We start from the raw sequence: 25,240 nt of genomic DNA, 5'->3' as shown, positions 1-25,240 counted from the left end.
TTGCCCCCTCCCGCAGGTTGATCTAGCGCTCGGCCCTTTCGAGCATCGACAGTGAGTCACCGAACACTCGCGACAACGCCGCTAGCCGTTTGACGTACCCCTGAGCCGTCGAATAAATCAACTCCACATGCAAGCTGTCGACAATCCCCAGATAGGCATCACAAAACACCTCAAGCGCCTCGGGCTCTACCCGGCTGTACCGACTGCGCGCTGCATGCTGAAAACCCTCGCGTATGCAGGCCAGATACCCCTCGAATCCCGCGGTAATCACGCTGCGAATCCGCGCCGGCGGAAAGTACGCCGTACGCAACAGAAAGCGCAGATGCGCAGAGCCTTCATAGCGGCCGATCAAGCGCTCAAGGTGCAAATAACCCGGCATCCCCGTGTACCCGGCCTCGTCCTGAAAGCACCCAGCGATAGAGTGATGTTCATGATCCAGGGCAATCTGGAAGACCGTCTGAAACAGCGCATCCTTGCTCACAAAGTGCGCATACAACGACGCCTTGCGCATACCCGCTCCCACCGCGATATCGTTCAGCGACGAGGCGTCATACCCATGATCGGCAAAGTGTTCGACCGCCACCGCACAAATGTTACTGGCCGACAGGCTGAGCGCTTTCATTGATCGATGGACAACCTACGCCGCACCGACCGCTTGCTGCAGATGGGTCGAACGAAAGTCCTTGGGCGACAGCTCGAATTGCTTCTTGAACGAGCGACTGAAGTGAGCCGAATCGGTGAACCCCCACTTATAGGCAATCGAGGTGATCGACTCACTCTTGAGGAACGGGTTGGTCAGGTCATCCGCGCTACGCTTTAGCCGCGCCCGCTGGATGTAGCGGCAGACGCTGTCGTCCTGTTCTTCAAACAGGCGGTACAAGTGTCGCACCGAGATGTTCAGCCGATTGGCCAGGCCCACGGGGCTCAGGCCCGGTTGGGTCAGGGACTCATCAATGACTTTCTGCACATAGCTGCGCAGGTTGCTGCCGTGCAACGAGGCGGTGCTGTCACCTTGGGTGTCATGCGCGTCAAACGCCGAGCCCAGCAAGGAGACAAAGGCCGCCTGCAGTGCCTGCGCCTCTTCCTCTGAATCCTGGCCGTCCAGCCCTTCCCTGCACAGTTGGTCCATCAACACATGGAGCATCCGCCCACAGGCTTTGCTCGACGAGATCTTGCCGAAGGTTTTCGAGGCGTTGCCCAGCTGTTTGCACACTGCGTTGCGCGAAAGAGACAGGGATGCATGTTCAATCAGGCCGAAGGGGCTGATTTCGATTGAACCGGTGGAATCCATCAGCAGCATGTCACCGGGGGCCAACTGGATGACCTCGTCGTTCTGGGTGATCTGGCAATAGCCGCTGCGCTGGCTGACGAGGAAGCAATGCTGGTCCATGTCGTGATCGGCGTTGGGCCGTGGGCGCTTGATCAGGCCGGCATTGGTCCGCAGGGAGGCCAGTGAGAGGCAACCACGGGAGAGCGTGGAGACTTCACCGATGAACAGCGAACGGTTGAAGGCCAGTTCAGTGTCGAAATGGCCACAGGCCGCTCGCAAATCCTGAGTCCAGGTGTCCAATCCAGTGTGCGCAGATTGATAGGTGCTCATGGCAACTCCACAGTGGCTTCTTGTTTTTGTTGGCCAATAGTTAACATGTTATCTATATAGGCGCAACAAGTACGTAGTACCGACTGTGGAAGCAGTAATGATGCCAAGTCGCCAAAAATCAGAGCGCGCCCAGCACCCGGTGTAACCCCGCTAGAACATCGAACAAAGCCCCTCGTTGCGCGCCGCTCAAGGCGATGTAGCGACGAAACGCGGGCATGCGGTTGACCACTTCGCTGCCGCCCATATGTTCAAGCCGAACGTGCCACTGCTGGCCGTCCAGTGCGATGCACAGGCGCTTGAAGTCCAGCGCCATCAACGCTTGATGCAGGGCTTGATCCTGCGTCAACGCAGACTCAAGCCTGGACAGCAAGCTCGGCGTACCAGCGCGTTGCCGACATGCCAGCCCCGTGCGCCGAATTGACCCGCGGTGGTGCAGCTCGAAGCGTGCATTGCCCTGCTCTGAGGCGGGCACGTTGACCATGAATTCGGTCATGACCAAGTGCATCAGCAACTGCGATTCGGTGCGCTCGCCAACCGCCACCTGCACGTCGCTATCGCCCAAACCGAACACTGCGCTTGTCGGCCCCGTCGAGGTAAAACTCGCCAGGCCAAGGTTGCGTCGCAGGTACTCAAGCGTGACGCCGGGACGATAACCGGCCGGGGCACGTTTGGCACTGAACAGCTCAGACAGCTTTTGCAGCATGCTCGATATACCCAGGGTGAGGGTTGCCAGGCTCATGGGAAAACTCCTTGGCCAGCACGTCTTCTACCGACGCGGGCTTGAATGGATTGACCTTCTGCACCACCAGTGTCCAGAACAGCGCATAGCTCGCGGTGATCCCAAGCATCACGCCAAACGGCACATAAATGTCGGCGGGGTTCATGCCCGGTGGGGTGATGAACCACATGCCCAGCAAGATGCCGACGCTGGACAGGATCTGCGGCAACGGGAAAAACGGCGAGCGATAGGCCCGTGGCAGATCAGGGCGACGAATCCGCAGGATCACCACCGACAGCGTCACCAGCAGGTAGGAGAAACTCCACGCACACACCGCCGCCAGCACCAGGTGCATGATGTTATCGGTGTTGCCACCCAGCCACAGGGCATACAGGCACGGGATCAGCATCGCCACGAGGATGCACAGCAGCGGCGTCTTGAAGCGCGGGTGCAAGTAGGTGAACACCTTGGGCAACGCACCGTCCACCGCCATGCCATAGAGAATTCGCGGTACACCGGCCATCAACGTGTTGATGGTGGCGGCGCCCGCGAACAGAAAACCGATCCCCAGCCACAGCGGGCCTACCTGGCCCATGACCTGCTCGGCAAACTTGGGAATCGCCATCGGCGTGTCGAGCAGGTGCACGCCCGACGCGGCGTCCAGCAGCACGTTTTCGACCTGGCGCTTCATCGCCGCGCCATAGATAAACATGCAGGTTGCCACGCTCAGCAATCCAAGAATCATCGCCTTGGGCATGACCTTGGCCGAATTGCGCAAATCCGGGGCCAACGGGGTGACGAACTCGCAACCGACGAACATGAACATGGCCATGCCCACCAGCGACAGAATGGTGATCAGGTCGGTACCCACCAGCGACACACCAAACCAGCCCTCCAGCTGCACCGCCGGTGCGGCGATCAGGCCCATCACGCCAAACACCATCAGCGTGGTCCACATGCCGAAGGTCAGGATGATCTCGGCCCGGCCAAAGGCACTGACGCCGAAAGCATTGAGAATGCCGAACACCACCACGAACCCGACCCCCAGCAACCAGGAGCCGCCGGCCGACTCCGCCAGGGTATTGAGGTGCTCGAAGTTCACCAGGGCCATGACCCCGGACAGAATGGTCTCTGCCGTGCCCGCGAACACGTGCACGATCAGGTACGCCGACAAAGTGCCGGTGATCGCGAAGAATCGACCCATGCCGCAATTGATGTAGTCGTAGACCGAACCGGTGGTCGGCAGGATCGAAGCCGCCTCGGCAAAGGTAGTCGCCTGGGCCAGCATCATCACCACTGCGATCAGCATGGCCACCGCAAAGGCGCTGCCGCCGATCCCGAAACCCATGGTCGCGGTAAGAATCACCGGGCTGGCCATGATCAGGCCAATGGTGCTGGCCAGCGCGGTTGGAAAGCCGACGCTGCCTCGTTTCAAATGCTGCGTGAGCCGGTCATTGATCGACATGGTGCGGATCCTCGAAAGCGGATTTCTTAGTGGATGCATCGAGCCCTACAGGGAGCCGGCGATAACGCCCTCCCCAACCAGTCCCTGATCAAAACGGCATCGAGCGAAATCACTGTGCGCCCATGACCTATCGAGCGTCTTGCCCATGTCTGCCGTCGCTTTTGTTGCTGCCTGCCACGGGCAAAGTAAACAGATAACTCAAATTGATCAGGTGTAACACCCATAAAATGTGGGAGGGGGCTTGCCCCCGATAGCGGTGGATCAGCCATCACATCAGTGACTGACACACTGCCATCGGGGGCAAGCCCCCTCCCACATTTGACCGACTGCGTCTGCCCGCTCGGTGAACGGCTCACCACCTATAGCGCCAGCCCTGCAACATTTCAGATCGGCTTACACTCACACGCCCATCAGCATTGGCTGATCAACTGCTTAAGTACGGCCTTGAACGTTTCGACCTGGGCTTGGCTGAACTCGGCAAACACCTTTTCCTGCTGCTCCCGTGCAATCGCCCACAGATCTTCGGTTTGCTCGACACCGGCAGCGGTCAGATGCACGCCCTGCTCATCATCATCCACCAACCCCTTGCGCTTGAGGTTGGCCACCGCGTCATCGATCTCCCGCACCGGCATCGCGACTTCCCGCAGCAGGTCGCCGGGGCTCAGGCGGGCGTCGTTCTCCAGCACCATCAACATCCGCGCCTCGTTGGTGCGCAGGCCGGTGGACAGCTGTCGGGGTTGGTAGCTGGATTGGTAGGCGCGCACCGCCTGGGTCATCAAGTAGTAGAGGTTGTGGCGCAGGCGCCCCTGGAAATGGCTGCTCGGCGGCTGGCTTTCGTCACGTTTGGTCATGCGGGTATGGGGCAAGACCATGGAATAGGCGCCCTGATGGTAGAGCAGCGGCGCACGGCCAAAATCGTCGAAGGCCACCACCTTGCCGATCATGATCCAGTGATCGCCGCCGTCCACTTGTTGGTAGTTCTCGCAGTGAAAGCGCGCCGCACAATCGGCAAACACTGGCGCGCCACCCTCTCCCGGTTCGTATTCGATCTCAGCGAAACGATCGTCCTTGGGCCGCGCAAAATTGTTCGACAGGTCGATCTGGTCCGCCGCCAGCACGTTGACGGCGAAATGGCTGGCCTGCTCAAACACCTCATGGCTGTTGGAGCGTTTGTCGATGCTCCACAGCACCAGCGGTGGGTCAAGGGACACCGAATTGAAACTGTTGGCGGTAACGCCCACCTTGCGCCCGCAGGCGTCAGCGGCGGTGACCACGGTGACGCCCGTGGCGAAGTTGCCCAGGGCGCGGCGAAAGGCCCGTGGGTCGAAGGTCGATTCAGACATGCAAGACTCCCGGACTGCGTCATGCGCAGCCCCTATTGTTGTTTTCAAAAGCGGGTTCAGATCATGCTCGGATCGGGCTCCAGGCCCATCAGCTCACGCCCGAGGATCTGTGCACAGACGTCGTAGTCGGTGTAGGCATGGGCGCCGGTCATGTGCGAATCGCGGAACAGGCGCTGCATCTCGTTATGTTCAAACCAGGCATTGCCGCCAGCGGCTTCGAACAGGCGGTCCACCGCCTGGATGCACATCTTGGTGGCGTAGGCTTGGTTGGTGCGCCAGAACGCCAGGGTTTCGCGGCTAGGGTAGCGTTGCTGCTCACTGTGCTCAGCGTGTTCGGCCCAGGTCTTTTCCAGGAACGCTCGCGCGGCGCCCACCTGGTGCGTCGACTCGGCCAGGCGCATCAGCGCCGGGGTGGCGGCACCGACTGCGGCACCGGTGTAGGCGCGTACTCGCGTTTTGGTCTTCTCGCGGAACACTTCCAGCATCCGCTCGGCGACGCCCAGGCTCACGGTGGAAAAACCGCTGGCGAAATAGGGTCGATACGGCGAGTAGAACACCTTGCTGTCGGGGTACAAGCCGAAGCCTGCGGACTTGCCTTCCATCATGTCCTTGGCCTTCTGGATACGGTGCTCCGGCACCCTGGCCTTGTCGATGATCAAGGTCTTGGTGCCGCTGCCTTTCATGCCCGCCGCAAACCAGTCATCGCGGATCTGATAGTCACTGCGCGGCAGCACCGCAAAGCAGTAATCCTGAGTGCCCTCGGCATTGGGCCGACGGAATCCGACAATCGCCCATTCGGCGTGATCGCAGCCGCTGCTCCAACCCATCTCACCGCTGAACAGCACGCCACCCTCAACCTCTTCGGTGCGACCGAACGGCGCGATACTGCTGCTGGCCGTGGCATTCGGGTCCAATCCCCAGACTTCCTGCTGCAACTGGGCAGAAAACAGTGCCAGTTGATGGCTGTGCGTACACAGCAGGCTCATGGCCCAGGCCGTGCTGGCGCAGGCTCCGGCGAGCAACGCGATGCAGTCGGCAAACTGTGGCAGCGACAACTCCATGCCACCGAACGCCTTGGGCTGGAACGCACGGTGCAGGCCGATGCCTTTGAGCAGCGCAATATTCTCGGCGGGCACCTTGCGATCCTGCTCGGCTTGGAAGGCATTGGCGGCAATGGTCGGCAAGACGGACTTGAGGTCTTCGAGGAGCGGGTTTGGCTTTTTCATGGATGGCCCTGCTTATTATTGGATGTCCGGGCAACCCCAAAAAGCGAGGCGTGGCGCCGGATGCAGGGCCAGTATGGAGCGCAGTTTGCCGGCCGAACATGCACCTTCCAGAGTCAAGATTGTACTTTTCAAAGGCTCAGGCTGATCCGTCGCGCACAGGCGTTGGCAGCCACAGACATGCCACTCGGCAGCCAGAGTCAAGCCCGTTCCGGCCACTGCAATTAACCTCGGGCTTTTCAATGTCTGCCACCAGGAAAAACCCATGAGCGATATTCCACTGCTGCCCCAGGTTGAAGCCTTCCTCCGTCGAAACCATACGTTGTTCATCGATGGTGGCTACGTCGAGAGCCATTCGAGCCAGCGGTTGGAGGTGATCAACCCGGCGACCGGCCAGGTCATCGCCGATGTCGCCGACGCCGACCAGGCCGACATCGACGCAGCCGTGGCGTCGGCGAGCAGAGGCTTCAAGCAGTGGTCGCAGGTCGCACCGGCGGTGCGCGGCAATGTACTGCTCAAGCTGGCCGACCTGCTGGAGCAACACCGCGAAGAACTGGCACAGATCGAAACCTGCCAGTCGGGCAAGATCATCCAGATTTCCCGTGCTTTCGAAGTCGACCAGGCCGCGCATTTCCTGCGTTACTACGCCGGCTGGGCTACCAAGATCAGCGGCCAGACCATCACCCCGTCGCTGCCCTCCTTCGCCGGCGAGCGCTACACAGCGTTCACCCTGCGCGAACCGGTCGGGGTGGTGGTCGGCATCGTGCCGTGGAATTTCTCGACCATGATCGCCATCTGGAAACTCGCCTCGGCGCTGGTGACCGGTTGCAGCATCATCATCAAGCCCAGCGAGTTCACGCCGCTGACCATCCTGCGCATCGCCGAGCTGGCGATTGACGCCGGCCTTCCCGCCGGTGCGCTGAACGTATTGACCGGCGGCGGCAGCGTAGGCAAAGGCCTGATCGAACACCCCGGTACCGACAAGGTGTCGTTCACCGGCTCCGTGCCGACCGGGATTGCGGTGGGCCAGAGTGCCATGGGCGCCGGACTGACCCGGGCCACCCTTGAGCTGGGCGGGAAAAACTCGGCCGGGTTCCTGCGCGATGTGGACCTGGACAAGGCCGTCAACGGCATCATCGAAGCGGGCTTTTTGCACTCCGGGCAAATCTGCGCCGCCGCCGAACGCTTCTTTGTGCACCGTTCGCAGATCGAAGCAGTCATGGGCAAACTGGCCCAGCGCCTGAGCGCGCTGAACATCGGCTCACCCCTGGATGAGCGCACCGAATTCGGCCCGGTCACCAACCGCCAGCACCAACTCAAACTCGGCGAGTTCTTCGCCAAAGCCCGCGCCGAAAACAACAGCATCGTTCACGGGGGCAACCTGATCGACCGTCCTGGCTGTTACGTCGAACCGACGATCATCCTCGCCAACAGCGTCAACGACACCCTGCTCAACGAAGAGACCTTCGGCCCCATTGCCACGTTCTTGCCGTACGACAACGAAGAAGAACTGCTGGCCTTGATGAACAACACGCCCTACGGCTTGAGCGCCAGCCTCTGGACCAACGACTTGGGCAAGGCCCTGCGCATGGTGCCCGCCATCGAGGCCGGCACGGTGTGGGTGAACATGCACACGATGCTGGACCCGGCGGTGCCGTTTGGCGGCAACAAATCCTCGGGGATAGGCCGGGAGTTCGGCAGTGCGTTCATCGATGACTACACCGAGCTGAAGTCGGTGATGATTCGCTACTGAAAACACTTTATTGGATCCACTGGTGCATATCGACCGATAATCGCCCAACAAAATATCAATGCAAGATTGACTCTCCATCCTACGGCCCATTTAATGGATCCATTAAATAAAAATAATCCGTTGCCTGGAGAGTCATCATGTACCCCAAGAACACGTGGTATGTCGCCTGCACCCCCGATGAAATCGCGCACAAGCCCCTGGGTCGTCAGATCTGCGGCGAAAAAATGGTGTTTTATCGTGGCCAGGAAGGCGCCGTGGTGGCGGTCGAGGACTTCTGCCCCCATCGCGGTGCGCCGCTGTCGCTGGGTTATGTCGAGAACGGCAACCTGGTCTGCGGCTACCACGGGCTGGTCATGGGCGGCGACGGCAAGACCGTGGAAATGCCCGGTCAGCGGGTACGCGGCTTTCCGTGCAACAAGACCTTTGCCGCGGTTGAACGCTACGGCTTCATTTGGGTGTGGCCCGGCGATCAGGCCCAGGCCGACCCGGCGCTGATCCACCATCTGGAATGGGCCGAGAGTGACCAGTGGGCCTATGGCGGCGGGCTGTTTGATATCCAGTGCGACTACCGCCTGATGATCGACAACCTGATGGACCTGACCCACGAAACCTACGTGCACGCCTCCAGCATCGGCCAGAAGGAAATCGACGAAGCGCCGCCCGTGACCACGGTGGACGGCGATGAGGTCGTCACTGCCCGGCACATGGAAAACATCATGGCCCCGCCGTTCTGGCGCATGGCCTTGCGTGGCAACAACCTGGCCGATGACGTGCCGGTAGACCGCTGGCAGATCTGCCGCTTCACCCCGCCCAGCCATGTGCTGATCGAGGTCGGCGTGGCCCACGCCGGCAAGGGTGGCTATAACGCCGCCCCCGAGCATAAGGCTGCGAGCATTGTGGTCGACTTCATCACCCCGCAAACCGAGACCTCGATCTGGTACTTCTGGGGCATGGCGCGCAACTTCAACCCCCACGATGAGGCACTGACCGCAAGCATTCGCGAGGGCCAGGGCAAGATTTTCAGCGAAGACCTGGAAATGCTCGAACGCCAGCAACAGAACCTGCTGGCCCATCCGCAGCGCAACCTGCTCAAGTTGAATATCGACGCGGGTGGCGTGCAGTCACGCAAGATCCTGGAGCGACTGATTGCCAAGGAACGCGCCCTCGAACCGCAACTGATCGCCACCACCACCGCCTGAACAGCACGACAACTTTGCGAGGACTGAACATGATCGATGTGGTGGTGGTATCCCGTAACAACGAAGCCCAGGACATTTGCAGCTATGAACTGGCCAGTGTCGATGGCCAGCCGCTGCCGGCCTTCAGTGCCGGCGCGCATATTGACGTGCACCTGCCCGATCGGGTGATCCGGCAATATTCCCTGTGCAATCACCCCGAAGAACGTCATCGCTACCTGATCGGCGTGCTCAAGGACCCGGCCTCCCGGGGTGGCTCGCGCAGCTTGCACGAGCAGGTTCACGAAGGCGCACACCTGACCATCAGCGAACCCCGCAACCTATTTCCCTTAGTCCACGACGCGCGTCGCAGCCTGCTGTTTGCCGGTGGCATCGGCATCACTCCGATCCTGTGCATGGCCGAACGCCTGGCCCATGCGGGGGCCGACTTCGAACTGCATTACTGCGCCCGCGCCAGCGAGCGCGCGGCGTTTGTGCAGCGGCTCAAGGCGTCGCCTTTTGCAGAGCGAGTGTTCCTGCATTTCGATGAGCAGCCGCACACGGCCTTGAATGCTGCCGAGGTGCTGGCGGCGCCCGCCGACGACGTACACCTGTATGTCTGCGGCCCTGGCGGGTTCATGCAGCATGTACTCGACAGCGCACGCGCACAGGGCTGGCAGGAAGACTGCCTGCACCGCGAATACTTTAGTGCGGCACCGGTGGACAGCAGCCTCGACGGCGGCTTTTCGGTGAAGCTCGGCAGCAGCGGCCAGGTCTTCGAAATTCCCGCCGACAAGACCGTGGTCCAGGTCCTGGAAAGCCACGGTATCGAGATTGCGGTGTCCTGCGAACAGGGGATTTGCGGCACCTGCCTGACCCGCGTGCTGGAAGGCATACCGGAGCACCGCGATCTGTTTCTCACCGAGCAGGAGCAGGCGCTGAATGATCAGTTCACGCCCTGCTGTTCGCGGGCGAAAACGCCCTTGCTGGTACTCGATATCTAACCGGGTTACGACGCGGGCAGGATCACCTTCATGCGCGCGTCGGCGGTGGCTGAACTGAAAATCTCGGCATAGCGCAGGGTCGCGTTGGCATGCTCGCGCATGATGGCTTCGGCCCGTGCGCCCTGGCGATTGACCAGGGCGTCGAAGACCGAGTGATGCTGCATGTGGGCATAGTTGAAGCGTCGGTACTCGCGGGCCATGTCCTCGCGATCCACCGCCAGCGCGGTCACCGAGGCGAACGGCAAGTGATCATTGCGCGCCAGGGCGTCGGCGATCGCCGGGTTGTGGCTGCCTTCGACGATGACCTGGTGAAAGCGCATGTTCAGGTCGTGATAGACCTCAAGGTCGTCTTCGGTCACGTAGCCCTTTTCGAACAGTTGATCGCCCTCGACCAGGCAGCGCTCCAGCGCGGCGCGGGCCTCGTTGGATAACCCAAGCTCCGCGGTTTGACGCGCGGCCAGGCCTTCGAGCACGCCGCGCACTTCAACCGCGCCGGCAATGTCGCTGGGGCTGACCGAACGCACCTGATAGCCGCGCCCGCCAAACGGCACCAGCAGTCCTTCTTGTTCGAGGGTACGAAAGGCCATGCGCACGGGCATGCGCGACACGCCGAACAACTGCGCCGTGGGAATTTCCATCAGCCGCTCGCCCGCCGCCAACTCCCCGCTGGCAATCATCTTGCGCAGTGCAACCAGCACCAATTGACCGGGCTTACTCATCCAGGCAACTTCCAGAAAACGTGGGTCGCCATAGTACCGCAAGCCTCTGCCGCCGTCAGACGAATGCCAGTGCCGCCCGCGCCCCGTCTATCGCGCCCAAGTGCTGGGCCAGCCTTGATGGCAGGTAATCAAAAAAGAACCCGGCGCTTTGCAGCTTGGCGGCGCGCAACGGATCCCCTTCGGGCAATGCCCTGGACACCCGCGCCGCCCGCGCCCAGGCAAAGGCCAGCAGCGCAACGCCACACAGCTGGAGGAAATCCGGCGCAGCGCGATACGGGTATTCGCTGTCTTCCAGGGAGCGTTCGCGGATGGCACTCACCACCGTGTCCAAGGTATCGCATAGGCTGCCAAGTGCCCGGGAGAAGGCCGCGCATTCGACGAACTCGCTGCCCTGCCCGGCCTCTGCACGCAACTCGCTCAGCAGCAGGCCGAACACCCGACCGTCATCCCCAAGCACCTTGCGCAGCAACAGGTCATTGGCCTGGATCTCATTGCTGCCCTCGTAGATCATCGCGATGCGACTGTCGCGCAAGGTTTGCTCGATGGCGAACTCGGCGACGTAACCGTAACCGCCGAAGACCTGCAAGGCATTGCTGGCCTGGCGGAAGCCCTGTTCAGTGAAAAACGCCTTGATGATAGGGGTCAGCAACGGCGCCAATGGGTCGTCCCGATCCAGCAGGTGCGCCGCCCAGTAACCGATAGCGCGCATGCCCTCGCTGGTGGTGCGCAGCTCCAGCAATACACGCCGCATGGCCGGGTGATAGCAGATCGGATCGGCCGCCTGGGCCGCCACTTCTTCAGGCCTGATCGGTGCGCGCATCTGCACACGTTCGGCGGCGTATTGGCGGGCGTTCTGCCACGCCGCCTCGGCATGCCCCAGGCCTTGCAGGCCCACGTGCAGGCGCGCCGAATTCATCATCACAAACATTGCCGCCAGGCCGCGATTGGCCTCGCCGATCAGCCAGCCCTGGGCAGCTTCGAACGTCAGCGAACAGGTGGCGCTGCCCTTGATGCCCATCTTGTGCTCAAGGCCGTCACAGCGCACGCCATTGACGTGGCCGTCGTCCAATCGCTTGGGCACCAGAAACAGTGAAATACCGCGACTGCCGGGCGGCGCATCGGGCAGGCGCGCCAGCACCAGGTGCAGGATGTTGGCCGTGAGGTCGTGCTCGCCACCGGAGATAAACAGCTTGCTGCCGCTCAGGCGATAACTGCCATCCGCCTGGGGTTCGGCGCGACAGCGCAGCAAGCCGACGTCGCTGCCGGCCTGGGGCTCGGTCAGGCACATGGTGGGCAAGGCCTGGCCGCTGACGATTTCAGGCAAGTAGCGCGCCTGCAACCACTGCTCGGCGTGGGTCTTGAGGCACAGGTAAGCGCCGTGGGCGATGCCGGTGTACATGGCCCAGGCGTGGTTGCTGGCGTAGAGCATTTCTTGCAACGCCGCGTCGAGCAATTGCGGCAAGCCCTGCCCGCCCACTGCCTCGGCGCACGCCAGCCCTGGCCAGCCACCGTCCACATAGGCCTGGTAAGCCTCGACAAAACCATCCGGGGTGCTGACCTGCCCCGCCTGCCAACGGCAGCCCTGACGATCACCTTGACTGTTCAGCGGCGCCAGCACGCCCTGACTGAAGCGTGCAGCCTCCTCCAGCACCTGCATCGCCAGGGACAGGTCCAAGGCCTCCCATGCAGAGGGCGCCTGCAGCCAATGCTCCAGGACAAATTGCATATCGCGCAGGGGCGCCTCATAGCTCCACATCGGGACACCTCATCATCGAATAAAACGTGTGTGTTCAAGCGCGCCAGTCAGGGTTCTCGATCAGCAGCGCCATGCCCTGCCCGCCGCCCACGCACGCAGCAGCAATGCCGTAGCGCAGGTTGTACTGACGCAGTTGCCGGGCCAGGCTCATGACCAGGCGCAGACCGCTGGCAGCCAAAGGATGCCCCAGCGCAAGGGAGCCGCCCTGGACGTTGAGCCGGGTGCTGTCCAGCTCCAGCTCCTGGGCCACTGCGAGTACCTGGGCCGACTGCGCTTCGTTGATCTCGAAACGGCCGATATCGCTCAGGTTCAACCCGCTGCGGTGCAGCAACAGACGGATCGCCGGTGCCGGGCCGATGCCCATGAATTCGGGGGCCACGCCGACCACCGCGCTGGCCACCAACCGGGCCAGGGCCGGGCGCGTGCAGTCTGAAGCGCGTCCCACCAACGCGGCCGCCGCACCATCGACCACCGCACAACTATTACCGGCGGTCTGCACGCCGTCCGCATGCACGGCGCGCAAACGCGCGAGTGCCGCAAGGTCGGTGGGCCGTGGGTGACTGTCCTCGGTCACCGCAGCGGCGCGACGTGCCAGGGTGAGGCGTCGGGGTTGATAACCGTCAAGTTCGAACACCTGGTTATCGACGCTGACGATCTCTTGCGCCCATGCCCCCTCACGCTGCGCCTGCAACGCACGCTGATGGCTGTCACAGGCATACCGGTCCACCGCCTCGCGGCTCAGGCCATAACGGCGCGCCAGGTTATCGGCGGTGGCGATCATGTCCAGGCCGGGAGCCGGGTCGTACAGTGCCTCCCACAGAAAATCCTTGAATTGCACCTCGCCTCCCAGGCGAAACCCGCCCCGGTGGGTGTAAGCAGCAATCGGATTGCGCGACATGGACTCAGCCGCCACGCACAGGGCCAGTTGCACTTCGTCGCGCAGTTGTTCAGCGGCCTGGCGCAACAGCTCGAAACCGGTGGCGCAGATGCGCTGCACCCCCAGCGCCGGGACTGATTGCGCCACACCGCTGTACAACCCGATATGCCGTGGCAGCAAGTAGGCATCGAAGCTGGCCTGGGCCATGGAACCCGCCAACACGCTGTCCACCGCCTGCGGATCGATATCGGCCCGGGCCAGCACTTCACGGCCGACCTTGATTCCCAGGTCGATGGGCGAGACCTGGGACAGCGCACCACCGAGGTCGACCCACGGCGTGCGCACCGCCTCGAAAATCGCCGCGTCGGCAAACGCCGAATACTGCCCTGCGCCGCTCAAGGCTTGGGCCCGGCGCGCAGGATGGTGGGGTCTTCACCGCGATACAACGCCTCGACCTTGGCCGCGCGCCACTGCAGTACCGCCCGCTGGTTGATCGAACCTTTATCGGTGATTTCCCCACGGTCGATGGACGCGGGTTCGTCGAGCACGGCAATCCATTCCAGGCGACTGGCATTACCGGTGGCGTCGCGATTAAGGCGTTGCAACCAATCGCCGAACCATTGGCGCACCGGCTCGCTGGCCATTACCTGGGCGTCGCTGGCGTCGGCGCTCAAACCCGCCAAACGGCGGCATTCGTAGGCTCTGGGGAACACCAGCGCCCCCAGGCATTCGCGGTCCGGCGCGGCAATGACCAGGTCTTGCACGTAGGGCGAGCCTTCCAGTACCGCGCGATTGCGCAACGGGCCTACGCTGACAAACACCCCGGAAGACAGCTTGAAGTCTTCGGCAATGCGCCCGTCGAACATCAGCCCCAATTGCGGCTGGTGGGGATCGGCGAGTTTGATCGCGTCTCCGGAACAGTAGAAACCCTGGTCATCGAACACCTCGGCGGTTTGCTCGGGCGCGCGCCAGTAACCCGGCATGATGTGCGGCCCGCGAAAGCGCCCTTCGAACTTGCCGTCCACCGGCACCAGTCGCACTTCGCATCCCGGCGCGGGCAAGCCGATATAACCGGCCATGGACAACGGCCCAGTGGTGAACGTGCAGGACGGCGCGGCTTCGGTCATGCCCAGCCCGGCCATCATGCGGATGCGCTCACCGCAGTGCAGCTCGGCCACGCGATCGAGGCGATCCCAGATGCTCTGTGACAGGCCCGCAGCGGCAAAGAAGAACAGTGTCATCCGCGCAAAAAAGCGCTCGCGCAACTCGGCATCCTGCTCCAGGGCGCTGACCAGTTCTTCCCAGCCCTTGGGGACAGTCAGGTAGGCCGTCGGCGAAATTTCCTTGAGGTTGCGCAGGGTCTCGGCAAAGCCCTGGACCGTGGGTTTGCCGTCGTCGAGGTAAAAAGTGCCGCCGTTATAGAGCACGATGCCGACGTTGTGGCTGCCGCCAAAGGTGTGATTCCACGGTAGCCAGTCCACCAGCACCGGCGGTTCCTCGCCGAACACCGGAAAAGTCTGCAACAGCATTTGCTGGTTGGCGCAGAGCATGCGTTGAGTGGTGATCACGGCCTTGGGCAGTTTGGTCGAGCCCGAAGTGAAGAGGAACTTGGCAATGCTGTCCGGGCCGGTGGCGTCAAACGCCGCTTCAGCCTCGGCGCCACTCGGCGTTTGAAGCAGGCTGTCGAAGCTCACCCGAGTGCGCCCTGGCACTTCACCGCGCACACTGATCAACGGCGTTTCGGCGGGCAACACCGCCTCGATTGCGCGCTGGTAGGCGGCCGCATCGCTGACGAACACCAGCCCCGGTTGCAGCAGGCCACACACATGCCGCAGCTTGGCGAAATCCTGGGACAGCAGCGAATACGCGGGCGATACCGGGCAATACGGAATACCGGCATACATGGCGCCCAGCGCCACCTGCAAATGCTCGATATCGTTGCCCGACAACAATGCCAGTGGCTTGTCCGCCGACAGTCCGTAACTCAACAGGCCTTGGGCAATAGAGCGCACGCTGTCGAGCATCTCCCTGTAGCTCACGCGGCGCCAGTCACCACCGCCCTGGCGTGCGGCGATAAACGTCTGCTCGGGGCGCACCCGGGCCCAATGCACAAGGCGATCGAGCAAGCGCGCAGGCAACTCGGCCAACGGCTCCAGGGAACGCATATGCAGCACGCCCTGCTCTTCGGTGACCTGCACCGGTGCGTGGCCGATGGACACTTCGCGGTATCGCGACGCGGACTGGGGTTGCGGTCTGAATTCGGAACTCACAAGGACGTCCTCCATCAAGGCGAATCAACGCCGCCTTGTTATTGTTATGTCGCAGCGCGTGCTCAGATCGGGTAGTGCCGTGGCCCGTTCTGCAAGGTCACCCAGCGCAGTTGCGTGAAGTGTTCAATGGAGGCCTTGCCGCCAAAACTGCCGTAGCCGCTGGACTTGACCCCACCGAAGGGCATCTGCGCTTCGTCGTGCACGGTCGGGCCGTTGATATGGCAAATGCCCGATTCGACCCGCTGTGCCAGGGCCAGGGCACGGCCGGTGTCACGGCTGAAAATCGCCGCCGACAGGCCGAACTCCGAATCGTTGGCCAGGTGCAGCAAGGCTTCGTCGCCGTCACCGCGCAACAGCACCGCCACCGGACCGAAGGACTCTTCGCGGTACAAACGCATGTCTTCGGTAACGCCATCGATCAGCGTCGGTTGCAGGATGCTGCCGTCCAGTTGCCCTCCGACCACCAGCCGCGCGCCTTTGCCCAGCGCATCGTCGATCAGGGCCTTGATGCGCGTACCGGCGCTGGCGTCCACCAGGGAACCCAGTACCGAGTCCGCCGCCGTGGGATCACCGGCGCGCAGGGTCGCAACCTTGGCCGCCAGCTTGGCGACAAAGGCATCGGCGACCTTGGCGTCGACAATCAGGCGCTCGGTGGACATACAGATCTGCCCCTGGTTGAAGTAAGCGCCAAAGGCTGCTGCCGATACGGCGGCGTCCAGGTCGGCGTCGTCCAGCACCAGCAACGGCGCCTTGCCGCCCAGTTCCAGCAAGGCCGGCTTGAGATGACGGGCCGAGAGTTCACCGACGATCCGACCGACATGGGTCGAGCCGGTGAAGTTGACCCGACGCACCGCCGGGTTGGCGATCAGCCGTTCGACAATTGCCGCCGCATCCGCCGGGGCGTTGCTGATGACGTTGACCACGCCATCGCCCAGGCCGGCGTCCTGCAGCACCTGGCCGATCAGGCGGTGCACTGCCGGGCTCAGTTCCGAGGCTTTGAGCACCACGGTATTGCCGCAGGCGAGCGGCATGGCAATGGCGCGGGTAGCGAGGATCACCGGAGCATTCCACGGCGCGATGCCCAGCACCACGCCGCAGGGCTGACGCAGGGCCATGGCGAAGCTGCCAGGCACATCGGAAGGGATCACGTCGCCGGTGATCTGGGTAGTCATCGAAGCCGCTTCGCGCAGGATATTGGCCGCCAGGCGCACGTTAAAGCCATACCAGTTGGCCATGGCGCCGGTCTCGCCGGCGGCCGCGATAAATTCGTCGCTGCGCGCCTGCAACTGCTCGGCAGCCTTGAGCAGCCGGGTACGGCGTTCGTTGGGCGCCAGCGCCGCCCACGCGGGGAACGCAGTTTGGGCAGCGGCCACGGCGGCGTCAGCATCTTCCAGAGTGGCAGCGGCGACCCGCGAGACCACTTCACCGGTCACCGGGTTGCGACGCTCAAAGGTTCGACCGTCGCGCGCGGGGCACGACTGGCCGCCGATCAACAGGGGCACGTCCAGCATGGTGATTCCTCTTTATTGTCTTTATCGGGAATACGTTCAAGCAGGGTAAAACGGTGCGGCCCGCAGGCCGCATGCTTCAGCGTTTATACGCCTGCAGACCAGGCTTGATGCTCTTGTCGTCGAGGAATTGCTTCATGCCCTGCTCGCGACCGCCTTCGGTGTCGAGCAGGCGCGATTGGTCGAGTTTGGCGTAAAGGTAATCTTCGTTCTGCTCCCAGGTCAGCTCGCGGCAACGCTTGAAGCCATGCTTGGCGGCACGCAGCACCACCGGGTTTTTCTCCAGCAGGTTGCGCGCCAGGTCAATGGTGACTTCACGCAGTTGCGCCAGGGGCACGCTTTCGTTAACCAGGCCCATTTCAGCGGCTTTCTGCCCGCCGAAGGTCTTGCCGGTCATGATGTAGTACAGCGATTGGCGATGACCCACGGTGTCGGCCATGGCCTTGCTGACCAGGTTTCCAGGCGGGATGCCCCAGTTGATTTCCGAGAGGCCGAAGGTGGCTTCGTCGGCGCAGATCGCCAAGTCGCACGCTACCAGAGGGCTGAAGCCGCCGCCGAAGCACCAGCCGTTGACCATGGCGATGGTCGGCTTGGCGTACATGCGCAGCAGTTTCCATTGCCATTGGGAGGCTTCGCGGCGGATTTTTTCCTGGAGGATTTCCGGGCCGGCGTCCACTTCGCGGAAGTATTCCTTGAGGTCCATGCCGGCGGTCCAGGCCTCACCGGCTCCGGTCAGCACCAGCACACCGGCGGCGGGATCCTGTTCCAGGGTTTCCAGCACGTCGATCATTTCCCGGTTCAGGGTCGGGCTCATGGCGTTGCGCTTTTCGGGGCGATTGAGAATGACCCACGCGATGCCTTCCTCAATCTCAACCTTGACGGTGGTCCAGCGGCCTTCGTAATTGCTCATGGCGGTGTGCTCTTGTTCTGGGTTTGAAGATGATTCGAAATTAAACCGCAAATATAGTTATGTCAATTAACTATTAATCTGAATAACCAATATTTAACAACTGTGAAAAACCGTCGTAGCCACAGCGCGCCAACCCCGGCAAACTAGATAGCCTTGTTAACCGCTACCTTCTGAGGATTGCACTGCTAATGGCCAAGCCTTCCAACATCGCCACCAGCCAGGCCCTGCCCGACCATGACGAGGTACAGCCGCCGCTGGATTCAGCCCTGGACGATCTGATCGGTTATGCCATGCGCCGCGCCCAGCTCAAGCTGTTCCAGAACCTGATCGGCCGACTGTCCGACCACGACCTGCGCCCCGCACAGTTCTCGGCCCTGGCGATCATCGAGCAAAACCCCGGCCTGATGCAGGCCGACCTCGCCCGCGCCTTGGCAATCGAACCGCCCCAGGTCGTGCCGTTGCTGAACAAGCTGGAAAGCCGCGCCCTCGCCGTGCGCGTGCGCTGCAAACCCGACAAGCGCTCTTATGGGATTTTCCTGAGCAAACCGGGCGAAATCCTGCTCAAGTCCCTCAAGGACATTGCCGCGCAGAGCGACCTGGACGCCACCGCAGCCCTGGACGTCGAGGAACGTGCAGAGCTGCTGCGTTTGCTCAAGAAGGTGTATCAGGACTGATCCCGCGATCTACCACAGCGCCACGGTGTAGAGCACCAGGAAGCGGGTCTGGTTTTCATCGCGAAAGGCCGCGCCGCCTGGGAAGTCGTTGCGGTAGATCGACTTGCGTGCCATCAGCCCGACGTTTTTCAGCGGGCCGCTTTGGATCACGTAACCCAACTCCATCTGGAACTCACGTTCCTTGCGGTCCTCGGCATTGAACGCCGCCAACTCGATGTTATCGCCGCGCACATAACGCAGCCGGCCCTTCAGGCCCGGCATGCCGGATGCGGCAAAGTCGTAGTCGTAAATGGCCTGCCAGGTGCGCTCCTTGGCGTTGAGAAAATCCGAACTCATGGTCAGTTCGCTCATGCCCATCAGCTCCGTGCCGGAGATGTAGGGCGTGGCAGTGTCGCCGCTGGAATGCATGTAACCCAGGCTGACGCGGTGCCCACCCAGGCGGTAGGCAAACAGCGCCGAGAGGTTACGGTTATCCACGTCCCCAGCCTTGGCACTGCCGTCCTCGCGGCTGAAGAAACTGCGCAGGTCGCTGGTGAATACCCCATCGCCCACCGGCAGGTTGTGCAGCAACGCCAGGGTGTCCTGCTGGTAAAGGTCCGCCACTTGGGAGTGATAGACGCGCAGGCTGAGGTCTTTATTGACTTGGTAATCCCCGCCGACATACGCCAGGTGTGAGGTGGTCGCCGTCGCATTGAACCGCCGGTTGGGCGATGCGATGGTCATGGCCTGGTAGTCAGTGGAATCACGCTTGTTGATACGGTCGATATAGCCCGTGTTCAGGGTCAGCCCGTCGAAGTCCTTGGAGCTCAAGGTGGTGCCGCGAAAGGTCTGGGGCAGCAGGCGGGACGGGCTGGCGAAGGCGAATGGCAGGAAGATTGACACGTCACCGGCCTTCACCGTGGTTTGTGCAAACCGCAATTTGGCGGTGGGCGCCAGGCGTGAGTATTCATCGGCGGCACGCTTGTCGCTGGCCGACACCGGCAATAGCTCGGTGCCGCTGCGGTCCGGCGACGAGTCGAGTTTGATCCCCATCAGCCCACGCACATCCAGGCCAAAGCCTACGACGCCAGGGGTGTACCCAGACTCCAGGTTGAGCATGAACGCCTGGGCCCATTCTCGCGCGGCGGTCTTGGCGCCGTCGTCCTTGTAGTCACGGTCCAGGTAATAATTGCGCAGCGTCAGGGTGCCGTGGCTGTCGTCGATGAACCCCGCCGCCCACAGCGGAGTGGGCAGGATGCTGAACATCAGCAGTGCACTGATCAGGCGTGGAGTGCTGTTCGACACACAGCAGGCCGCCGCGACGGCGTCCGTGGGGAGTTTTGGCATGTTCGATGTCCATTTTTTGTTGTTGTTTTTGGGGGTGGCACAGGCGTGGCCCAGTGGGCTTCGCGGACAGAGAATGGAAACAGCTGGAGCCCTTCGTCAACCGCCACTGACCGATAATCGAACATTAATAAACCTATCTATTTTCATATTTTCGACTGACGTTAATCTCAAACACCTGCGTTAGACGGCTTGCGTCATGATTTTAGACTGGGGTCCGGCACCCTTCTTTTTATAGTTATATTTGTTATCTTAATTTCCAGCAGCCGGTCAGGCTCGCCACCACAACAAAAACAACAACGAGGTTTGCCCATGAACAGTTCATCGCGTCGTTCGACGCTGACGATCGCTTTGTGTTTTATCGTTGCGCTGATCGAGGGTTTCGATCTACAGGCGGCCGGCACCACCGCTGCCGGGCTGCGCAACAGTTTTGCCCTTGACCCGAAAATGCTCGGCTGGGTATTCAGCGTCGGGATCATCGGCCTGCTGCCGGGAGCGTTTTTTGGCGGATGGATCGCCGACCGTATCGGCCGCAAGAAAATCCTGGTGATCGCAGTGCTGCTGTTTGGGCTGTTCTCATTGAGCACGGCATTTGTACAGAGCTATTCAAGCCTGTTGCTGGTGCGTTTTCTCACCGGCCTGGGCCTGGGCGCCGCGTTGCCCAACCTGATTGCGCTGTGTGCCGAAGCGGTGAGCGAGCGCAATCGCGGCACCGCCATCAGTGTCATGTACTGCGGTGTACCGCTGGGGGGTGCATTGGCCGCCGTGGTGGCGATGTTTTCCAGTGAACACTGGCAGACCACCTTTATCATCGGCGGCCTGGCGCCGCTGCTGGCCGTGCCATTGATGATCCTGCTGCTGCCCGAATCCAACGTCTTTCGCCAGCAGGTCGACCACACGCCAGGCGCCCGCCCATCCACGGGCCAGGCGCTGTTCGGCGAGGGTCGCGCCCGCACCACCCTGGCGCTGTGGCTCAGTTACTTCTTCACCCTGACCGTGATGTACATGTTGCTCAACTGGCTGCCTTCATTGTTGCTGGAACAAGGTTTCAGCAAACCCCAGGCGGGCATGGTGCAGATGCTCTTCAATATCGGCGGCGCCCTCGGTTCACTGCTCGGTGGCGTGCTGCTGGACCGTTGCAACGCGCTCAAAGTGGTGCTGTTTGTGTACGCCGGGTTGCTGGCGGCGCTGGCCGGTGTCGGCCTGTCGGTGGGCATCGTGCCCATGGCCGTCGCGGGTTTCGCTGCCGGGTTGTTCGTGATGGCTGCGCAATTGGTGCTGTATGCCAGCGCCCCGCCCTCCTACCCCACGGCAGTGCGCGCCACCGGCGTGGGTGCGGCCGTGGCCATCGGCCGTCTGGGCTCGGTGGCCGGGCCACTGGCGGCCGGGCAACTCCTTGCGGCAGGCGCCGGTACCGCCGGCGTGCTGCTGGCTACCTCCCCCGGCGTGGTGATCGCCGCACTGACCATCATCAGCGTGATGGTGCGTGCGGCGCCACTGAACCTGCCCGGCACCTCCACGTCTAGAACTGGTGCAGCCAGTTAAGCACCAGCTTATTGCCCTGGGTGCGGTTCTGCGCCTCCTGCTCAAAGTACGCGTTCACCGACAGGACATTCTCCTTGTTGAACGCGTACACCAGGCCCGGGCCAATGGCCCAGACCTTTTCCCGCCGACCACTCACCGCATGCCCCTCTACCTCGGTGTCGGTGATCTGCTTCAACCAATAGCCATTCAAGCCCACGCTCAACTGCTGGTCGATTGCGTACTGCAACGTCAGGTTGGCATGTAATGCCTGCCCCGCCTGGGTGTCGGAGACATCGCCAAAACTGGCCGATGGTTGGTCATTCTTGCCATTCCACAGGTACATGAAGCGCCCGCTCGCCGACCACTTCGGGTTGAACCAGTAGGTCGCCGCGTAATACGGGTTGAATGACCAGAAGTTGCTGCCAGGGTTGATCGAGCGCTTGCGATCGTAGGCACCTACCGGGATCGCCACATCGACTTCCACCCGCTGGGTCAACAGCGGGCTGCCATCGGCGCGGTTCAGGGTCGGCAGTTGCAGGAAGGGGCCGACGACCACGTCGCCAAAGCCTGCCCGCGAACTCAGTGCCGCGTTATTCAAACCATCGTCCACATCCACATGGGCCAGGGACGTGTTGATCACGGTGAATCCGGGCATCGCACCATTGGCCAGGGGTTGGCCGACGTAGATGATCTGCGTGGTCGGCGCCACCACTTCCACGTCCTGCTTGGGCAGCGCCAGCTTGTTGCCGTTGGCGTCATTGAAGCGGCTGGCGCGCGCGTACGTCAGGTATTCCTCCAGGTACCAACCGGGTCCGGCAGGCGCTGGCGAGCCATCGTAGAAACTGGTGCTGCCCAGGTTGAGTCCGGGCAGGTCGTAAGCGTGTGCAGTCGATGACAGTGCGACAAATGTTGAGGCCGCAACGGTCCGCAAGATTGGCTTGAGCATCTTGTATGTCCTGTATTTTTGTTGTTGTTCAAGACCCCCGGCACGGTGGATCCGCCCCGGGGTTTAACGCGGTTGCAGCGCCTACACGTAGGTGGCCGCCAACCCGCCGTCCACCGGCAGATTGACCCCATTGATCCATCGCGCAGCGTCCGAACAGAGGAAGGCGATCACCGACGCCACCTCATCGGCCAGGGCGGGACGCGTCATGCGCTGGCTGTCCTGGGCCACCCGTTCCGGGCCGAGCATGCTGACGAAATCCCCCAGAATCGGGGTGAACACCGGCCCCGGCGCGACGCAGTTGATGCGTACCGAATGATCGCGAAACCATCCTTGGGATTGCTGCAGGCTCCAGACGATCAGCGCCTCTTTGAAATACTGATAACAGGTGCCCTGCTCCACCGGATTGGCGGCCAGCCACTGCTGCCCGGCCCTGAAACTTTCGGTCGCCGCCAGCGCCTTGTGCAGCGCCAACCGCTGCGGCCACTGCGCACCGAGTACCGAAGCGACATTGACGATGCTGCCGCCCGCTGGCATGCGCGGCAGCAGCGCTTGAGTCAGATGGCGCAGGCCCAGGTAATTGACCTCGGCCACCGTTTGCATCGGCGCCGTACCGGGCACGCCGGCAATGTTGCACAGGGCATCGACCTGCTGCGGCAGGCGCGCCACCAGCGCATCGATGCTGGTGGGATCGCTCAAGTCGGCATGGAAAAAGCCATCAAGCGTCAACTGCGGTTCATGGCGATCGACGCCGATCACCGTGGCGCCCTGGAAGCGCGCCAATCGCGCGACTTCCGCACCAATGCCCGACGCCACGCCGGTCACGATCAAGGTTTTGCGGTACAGGTTCATGGTCAAGCCCTCTTATTGTTGTATAGGCATGCGCGAGCCGGGGCTCAGAAGGGATAGGTCGGCGGCGTGTTTTTTACGGTGACCCATTGCCACTGGGTGTACTCGTCCCAGTCGGCCGGCCCACCCACACTGCCGCCATTGCCCGAGGCGCCGCGCCCGCCGAAGGGGTTGATGCATTCGTCCGCCACGGTCTGGTCGTTGATGTGCAGCAGGCCGCAATCAAGTCGTTCGCCAATGGCCATGGCGCGCCCCACCGAGGGTGAAATGATCGCCGCCGAAAGCCCGTACTCGGTGCGGTTGGCCAATTCGATGGCCTCCTCGTCCGTGGCAAAACTGACCACCGTGGCCACTGGGCCGAACACTTCGTCCTCAAAGGCGCGCATGCCCGGACGTACGCCACTGAGCACGGTGGGCTGGTAGAACAACCGGTCGTATTCGCCGCCCGCTTCCAACCGCGCGCCGGCTTGCAGGCTGTCGCTGACTATCTCGTGCACGCGCTGCAATTGGCGTTGATTGATCAATGGGCCGAGCGCGGCCTCACCCCGGGCGGCGTTGCCCACAGTGAGCGCCCGGGCCTTTTCCACCAACTTGCGCGTCAGGCTGGCGGCGATGGATTCATGGACCAGAATCAACCCGGTCGCCATGCAGATTTGCCCTTGATGCAGCCAGGCGCCCCAGGCGGCATTGCTTGCGGCCAGGTCAAGGTTGGCGTCTTCGAGAATAATCAATGGGTTCTTGCCGCCCAGTTCCAGCGCGACTTTTTTCAGGTGCCGACCGGCCACCTCGGCGACTTTGCGCCCCGCCGCCGTGGAGCCCGTAAACGCGATCATCCGCACATTGGGGTCGCGGCACAGCGCCTCACCGGCCGCCGCGTCGCCGGGCAACACGTGCAGCAGGCCCTTGGGCAAGCCTGCTTCTTCGAAGAGTCGGGCAATGAGAAAACCACCGCTGACCGGCGTCTGTGGGTCAGGCTTGAGCACCACCGCATTGCCCGCCGCCAAGGCCGGCGCCACCGAGCGCAGTGACAGTATCAGCGGGAAATTGAACGGTGAAATTACCCCAACCACGCCATGGGGCTGGCGCCGAGCATAGGACAATCGCCCCGCCGCACTGGGCAGCACCACTCCGTGGGGTTGAGACAACAAGCCCGCCGCCTGATGCAGCAGCACAATCGCCTCGCGCACTTCGTGTTCGCCCTTGAACAGCGCGCCCCCGGTTTCCCGCGCGACGTACAGCGCCAGTTCGGCGAAAGACTGCTCGGCGACGTCGGCCGCCTTGCGAAACACCTCGGCGCGCTCCCGTGGACCGAGTGCGGCCCACGCCGTTTGGGCCAGGGCCGCGCTGCGACTGGCCAGGGCGACATCGGCCGGGCTGGCCATGGCGCAGCGCAGCAGCGGCTCGCCGGTGGCGGGTTCGATCACGGGGCTCACGGATCCCGAAGCGGGTATCCAATCGCCGTTAAACAGGCATTCGGACTCAAGGGCCCGCTGTAACAGGTGGGTGGTTTCAGACACTGACATGGCAACTCCCGGTTCTTGTAATTGTCATCGCCTGCACAAGTGCAAACGCCGCATTGGGCCTTGAGCAAAGGCTGTGCCGCTTG

21 protein-coding genes are annotated in these 25,240 nt (G+C 62.4%); 5 read left to right on the top strand and 16 right to left on the bottom strand.

Going from position 1 to position 25,240, the window contains the following annotated elements; genetic code table 11:
• Nucleotides 1–22 precede the first annotated feature (22 nt).
• The 6 genes from LRO94_RS13965 to LRO94_RS13940 all read right to left on the bottom strand — a co-directional run bounded on the left by LRO94_RS13965 (nucleotide 23) and on the right by LRO94_RS13940 (nucleotide 6,352).
• Nucleotides 23–622 (bottom strand): TetR/AcrR family transcriptional regulator, encoded by a 600-nt coding sequence (locus tag LRO94_RS13965; RefSeq protein WP_122681058.1) that lies wholly within the window; start codon nucleotides 620–622, stop codon nucleotides 23–25.
• Nucleotides 623–637: 15 nt separating this feature from the next.
• A complete protein-coding gene (feaR, locus tag LRO94_RS13960; RefSeq protein WP_179179026.1) occupies nucleotides 638–1,600 on the bottom strand; it encodes a transcriptional regulator FeaR in 963 nt (320 codons plus the stop codon).
• A 118-nt stretch (nucleotides 1,601–1,718) separates the two neighbouring features.
• Nucleotides 1,719–2,303 carry a DUF3156 family protein gene (locus tag LRO94_RS13955; RefSeq protein ID WP_179180070.1) on the bottom strand — a complete coding sequence of 195 codons (585 nt, stop codon included), beginning with the start codon at nucleotides 2,301–2,303 and terminating at the stop codon, nucleotides 1,719–1,721.
• Complete coding sequence (locus LRO94_RS13950; RefSeq protein ID WP_122681059.1) at nucleotides 2,284–3,783, bottom strand: APC family permease; 1,500 nt, start codon at nucleotides 3,781–3,783, stop codon at nucleotides 2,284–2,286. Before LRO94_RS13950 ends, LRO94_RS13955 begins: the two co-directional genes overlap by 20 nt.
• 410 nt (nucleotides 3,784–4,193) lie before the next feature.
• Nucleotides 4,194–5,126, bottom strand: coding sequence for a p-hydroxyphenylacetate 3-hydroxylase reductase component (locus tag LRO94_RS13945; protein ID WP_122753245.1), 933 nt, complete (start codon nucleotides 5,124–5,126; stop codon nucleotides 4,194–4,196).
• Nucleotides 5,127–5,182: 56 nt separating this feature from the next.
• Nucleotides 5,183–6,352, bottom strand: coding sequence for a p-hydroxyphenylacetate 3-hydroxylase oxygenase component (locus LRO94_RS13940; RefSeq protein ID WP_032891364.1), 1,170 nt, complete (start codon nucleotides 6,350–6,352; stop codon nucleotides 5,183–5,185).
• A 262-nt stretch (nucleotides 6,353–6,614) separates the two neighbouring features.
• On the opposite strand from LRO94_RS13940, the gene LRO94_RS13935 reads away from it, so the two are divergent.
• From LRO94_RS13935 to LRO94_RS13925, 3 genes are all read left to right on the top strand, one after another.
• Nucleotides 6,615–8,102 carry an aldehyde dehydrogenase family protein gene (locus tag LRO94_RS13935; protein WP_179179027.1) on the top strand — a complete coding sequence of 496 codons (1,488 nt, stop codon included), beginning with the start codon at nucleotides 6,615–6,617 and terminating at the stop codon, nucleotides 8,100–8,102.
• 137 nt (nucleotides 8,103–8,239) lie between these two features.
• The gene (locus tag LRO94_RS13930) at nucleotides 8,240–9,301 is read left to right on the top strand and encodes an aromatic ring-hydroxylating oxygenase subunit alpha (protein WP_179179028.1); all 1,062 of its coding nucleotides are present in this window, start codon (nucleotides 8,240–8,242) and stop codon (nucleotides 9,299–9,301) included.
• Nucleotides 9,302–9,330: 29 nt separating this feature from the next.
• On the top strand, nucleotides 9,331–10,281 hold the full coding sequence (locus LRO94_RS13925) for a PDR/VanB family oxidoreductase (RefSeq protein WP_179179029.1): 951 nt from the start codon (nucleotides 9,331–9,333) through the stop codon (nucleotides 10,279–10,281).
• Nucleotides 10,282–10,286: 5 nt separating this feature from the next.
• On the opposite strand, the gene LRO94_RS13920 is transcribed toward LRO94_RS13925, so the two are convergent.
• From LRO94_RS13920 to LRO94_RS13895, 6 genes are all read right to left on the bottom strand, one after another.
• Nucleotides 10,287–11,000, bottom strand: coding sequence for a GntR family transcriptional regulator (locus LRO94_RS13920; RefSeq protein ID WP_095184855.1), 714 nt, complete (start codon nucleotides 10,998–11,000; stop codon nucleotides 10,287–10,289).
• A gap of 55 nt (nucleotides 11,001–11,055) precedes the next feature.
• Entirely contained in the window at nucleotides 11,056–12,756 is a 1,701-nt protein-coding gene (locus tag LRO94_RS13915; protein ID WP_179179030.1) for an acyl-CoA dehydrogenase family protein, read from the bottom strand.
• A 34-nt stretch (nucleotides 12,757–12,790) separates the two neighbouring features.
• The gene (locus tag LRO94_RS13910; protein WP_179179031.1) at nucleotides 12,791–14,032 is read right to left on the bottom strand and encodes a thiolase family protein; all 1,242 of its coding nucleotides are present in this window, start codon (nucleotides 14,030–14,032) and stop codon (nucleotides 12,791–12,793) included.
• Nucleotides 14,029–15,903 carry a feruloyl-CoA synthase gene (locus LRO94_RS13905; RefSeq protein WP_179179032.1) on the bottom strand — a complete coding sequence of 625 codons (1,875 nt, stop codon included), beginning with the start codon at nucleotides 15,901–15,903 and terminating at the stop codon, nucleotides 14,029–14,031. The genes LRO94_RS13910 and LRO94_RS13905 overlap by 4 nt, the downstream gene beginning before the upstream one ends.
• A 62-nt stretch (nucleotides 15,904–15,965) precedes the next feature.
• Nucleotides 15,966–17,414, bottom strand: a complete 1,449-nt coding sequence (locus LRO94_RS13900) for an aldehyde dehydrogenase (RefSeq protein WP_179179033.1) — start codon at nucleotides 17,412–17,414, stop codon at nucleotides 15,966–15,968.
• A 76-nt stretch (nucleotides 17,415–17,490) separates the two neighbouring features.
• Nucleotides 17,491–18,321: a p-hydroxycinnamoyl CoA hydratase/lyase gene (locus tag LRO94_RS13895; protein ID WP_032891354.1), complete on the bottom strand. Its 831-nt coding sequence runs from the start codon at nucleotides 18,319–18,321 to the stop codon at nucleotides 17,491–17,493.
• Between the two features lie 188 nt (nucleotides 18,322–18,509).
• Here LRO94_RS13895 and LRO94_RS13890 point away from each other — a divergent pair, with 188 nt between their 5' ends.
• Entirely contained in the window at nucleotides 18,510–18,995 is a 486-nt protein-coding gene (locus LRO94_RS13890; protein WP_032891352.1) for a MarR family winged helix-turn-helix transcriptional regulator, read from the top strand.
• Nucleotides 18,996–19,004: 9 nt separating this feature from the next.
• Here the strand turns inward: LRO94_RS13890 and LRO94_RS13885 are convergent, their stop codons facing one another.
• The gene (locus LRO94_RS13885) at nucleotides 19,005–20,321 is read right to left on the bottom strand and encodes an OprD family porin (RefSeq protein WP_122681065.1); all 1,317 of its coding nucleotides are present in this window, start codon (nucleotides 20,319–20,321) and stop codon (nucleotides 19,005–19,007) included.
• 309 nt (nucleotides 20,322–20,630) lie between these two features.
• Between LRO94_RS13885 and mhpT the strand changes: the two genes are divergently transcribed.
• Nucleotides 20,631–21,863, top strand: coding sequence for a 3-(3-hydroxy-phenyl)propionate transporter MhpT (gene mhpT, locus LRO94_RS13880; protein WP_032891349.1), 1,233 nt, complete (start codon nucleotides 20,631–20,633; stop codon nucleotides 21,861–21,863).
• On the opposite strand, the gene LRO94_RS13875 is transcribed toward mhpT, so the two are convergent.
• From LRO94_RS13875 to LRO94_RS13865, 3 genes are all read right to left on the bottom strand, one after another.
• The gene (locus LRO94_RS13875; protein ID WP_179179034.1) at nucleotides 21,841–22,788 is read right to left on the bottom strand and encodes a SphA family protein; all 948 of its coding nucleotides are present in this window, start codon (nucleotides 22,786–22,788) and stop codon (nucleotides 21,841–21,843) included. The genes mhpT and LRO94_RS13875 overlap by 23 nt on opposite strands.
• Before the next feature lie 81 nt (nucleotides 22,789–22,869).
• A complete protein-coding gene (locus LRO94_RS13870; RefSeq protein WP_122757262.1) occupies nucleotides 22,870–23,637 on the bottom strand; it encodes a coniferyl-alcohol dehydrogenase in 768 nt (255 codons plus the stop codon).
• A gap of 44 nt (nucleotides 23,638–23,681) precedes the next feature.
• Complete coding sequence (locus LRO94_RS13865; RefSeq protein ID WP_179179035.1) at nucleotides 23,682–25,157, bottom strand: benzaldehyde dehydrogenase; 1,476 nt, start codon at nucleotides 25,155–25,157, stop codon at nucleotides 23,682–23,684.
• Nucleotides 25,158–25,240: the final 83 nt, after the last annotated feature.

Source organism: Pseudomonas sivasensis (genome assembly GCF_021391435.1).
In the GTDB taxonomy this organism is placed as follows: domain Bacteria; phylum Pseudomonadota; class Gammaproteobacteria; order Pseudomonadales; family Pseudomonadaceae; genus Aquipseudomonas; species Aquipseudomonas sivasensis.
This window is presented reverse-complemented; position numbering and strand designations above follow the sequence as displayed.

Coding starts and splice junctions, on each gene's coding strand:
- LRO94_RS13965 (WP_122681058.1), bottom strand. CDS start 622: ATGAAAGCGCTCAGCCTGTCGGCCAGTAACATTTGTGCGGTGGCGGTC.
- feaR (WP_179179026.1), bottom strand. CDS start 1,600: ATGAGCACCTATCAATCTGCGCACACTGGATTGGACACCTGGACTCAG.
- LRO94_RS13955 (WP_179180070.1), bottom strand. CDS start 2,303: ATGCTGCAAAAGCTGTCTGAGCTGTTCAGTGCCAAACGTGCCCCGGCC.
- LRO94_RS13950 (WP_122681059.1), bottom strand. CDS start 3,783: ATGTCGATCAATGACCGGCTCACGCAGCATTTGAAACGAGGCAGCGTC.
- LRO94_RS13945 (WP_122753245.1), bottom strand. CDS start 5,126: ATGTCTGAATCGACCTTCGACCCACGGGCCTTTCGCCGCGCCCTGGGC.
- LRO94_RS13940 (WP_032891364.1), bottom strand. CDS start 6,352: ATGAAAAAGCCAAACCCGCTCCTCGAAGACCTCAAGTCCGTCTTGCCG.
- LRO94_RS13935 (WP_179179027.1), top strand. CDS start 6,615: ATGAGCGATATTCCACTGCTGCCCCAGGTTGAAGCCTTCCTCCGTCGA.
- LRO94_RS13930 (WP_179179028.1), top strand. CDS start 8,240: ATGTACCCCAAGAACACGTGGTATGTCGCCTGCACCCCCGATGAAATC.
- LRO94_RS13925 (WP_179179029.1), top strand. CDS start 9,331: ATGATCGATGTGGTGGTGGTATCCCGTAACAACGAAGCCCAGGACATT.
- LRO94_RS13920 (WP_095184855.1), bottom strand. CDS start 11,000: ATGAGTAAGCCCGGTCAATTGGTGCTGGTTGCACTGCGCAAGATGATT.
- LRO94_RS13915 (WP_179179030.1), bottom strand. CDS start 12,756: ATGTGGAGCTATGAGGCGCCCCTGCGCGATATGCAATTTGTCCTGGAG.
- LRO94_RS13900 (WP_179179033.1), bottom strand. CDS start 17,414: ATGCTGGACGTGCCCCTGTTGATCGGCGGCCAGTCGTGCCCCGCGCGC.
- LRO94_RS13895 (WP_032891354.1), bottom strand. CDS start 18,321: ATGAGCAATTACGAAGGCCGCTGGACCACCGTCAAGGTTGAGATTGAG.
- LRO94_RS13890 (WP_032891352.1), top strand. CDS start 18,510: ATGGCCAAGCCTTCCAACATCGCCACCAGCCAGGCCCTGCCCGACCAT.
- LRO94_RS13885 (WP_122681065.1), bottom strand. CDS start 20,321: ATGCCAAAACTCCCCACGGACGCCGTCGCGGCGGCCTGCTGTGTGTCG.
- mhpT (WP_032891349.1), top strand. CDS start 20,631: ATGAACAGTTCATCGCGTCGTTCGACGCTGACGATCGCTTTGTGTTTT.
- LRO94_RS13875 (WP_179179034.1), bottom strand. CDS start 22,788: ATGCTCAAGCCAATCTTGCGGACCGTTGCGGCCTCAACATTTGTCGCA.
- LRO94_RS13870 (WP_122757262.1), bottom strand. CDS start 23,637: ATGAACCTGTACCGCAAAACCTTGATCGTGACCGGCGTGGCGTCGGGC.
- LRO94_RS13865 (WP_179179035.1), bottom strand. CDS start 25,157: ATGTCAGTGTCTGAAACCACCCACCTGTTACAGCGGGCCCTTGAGTCC.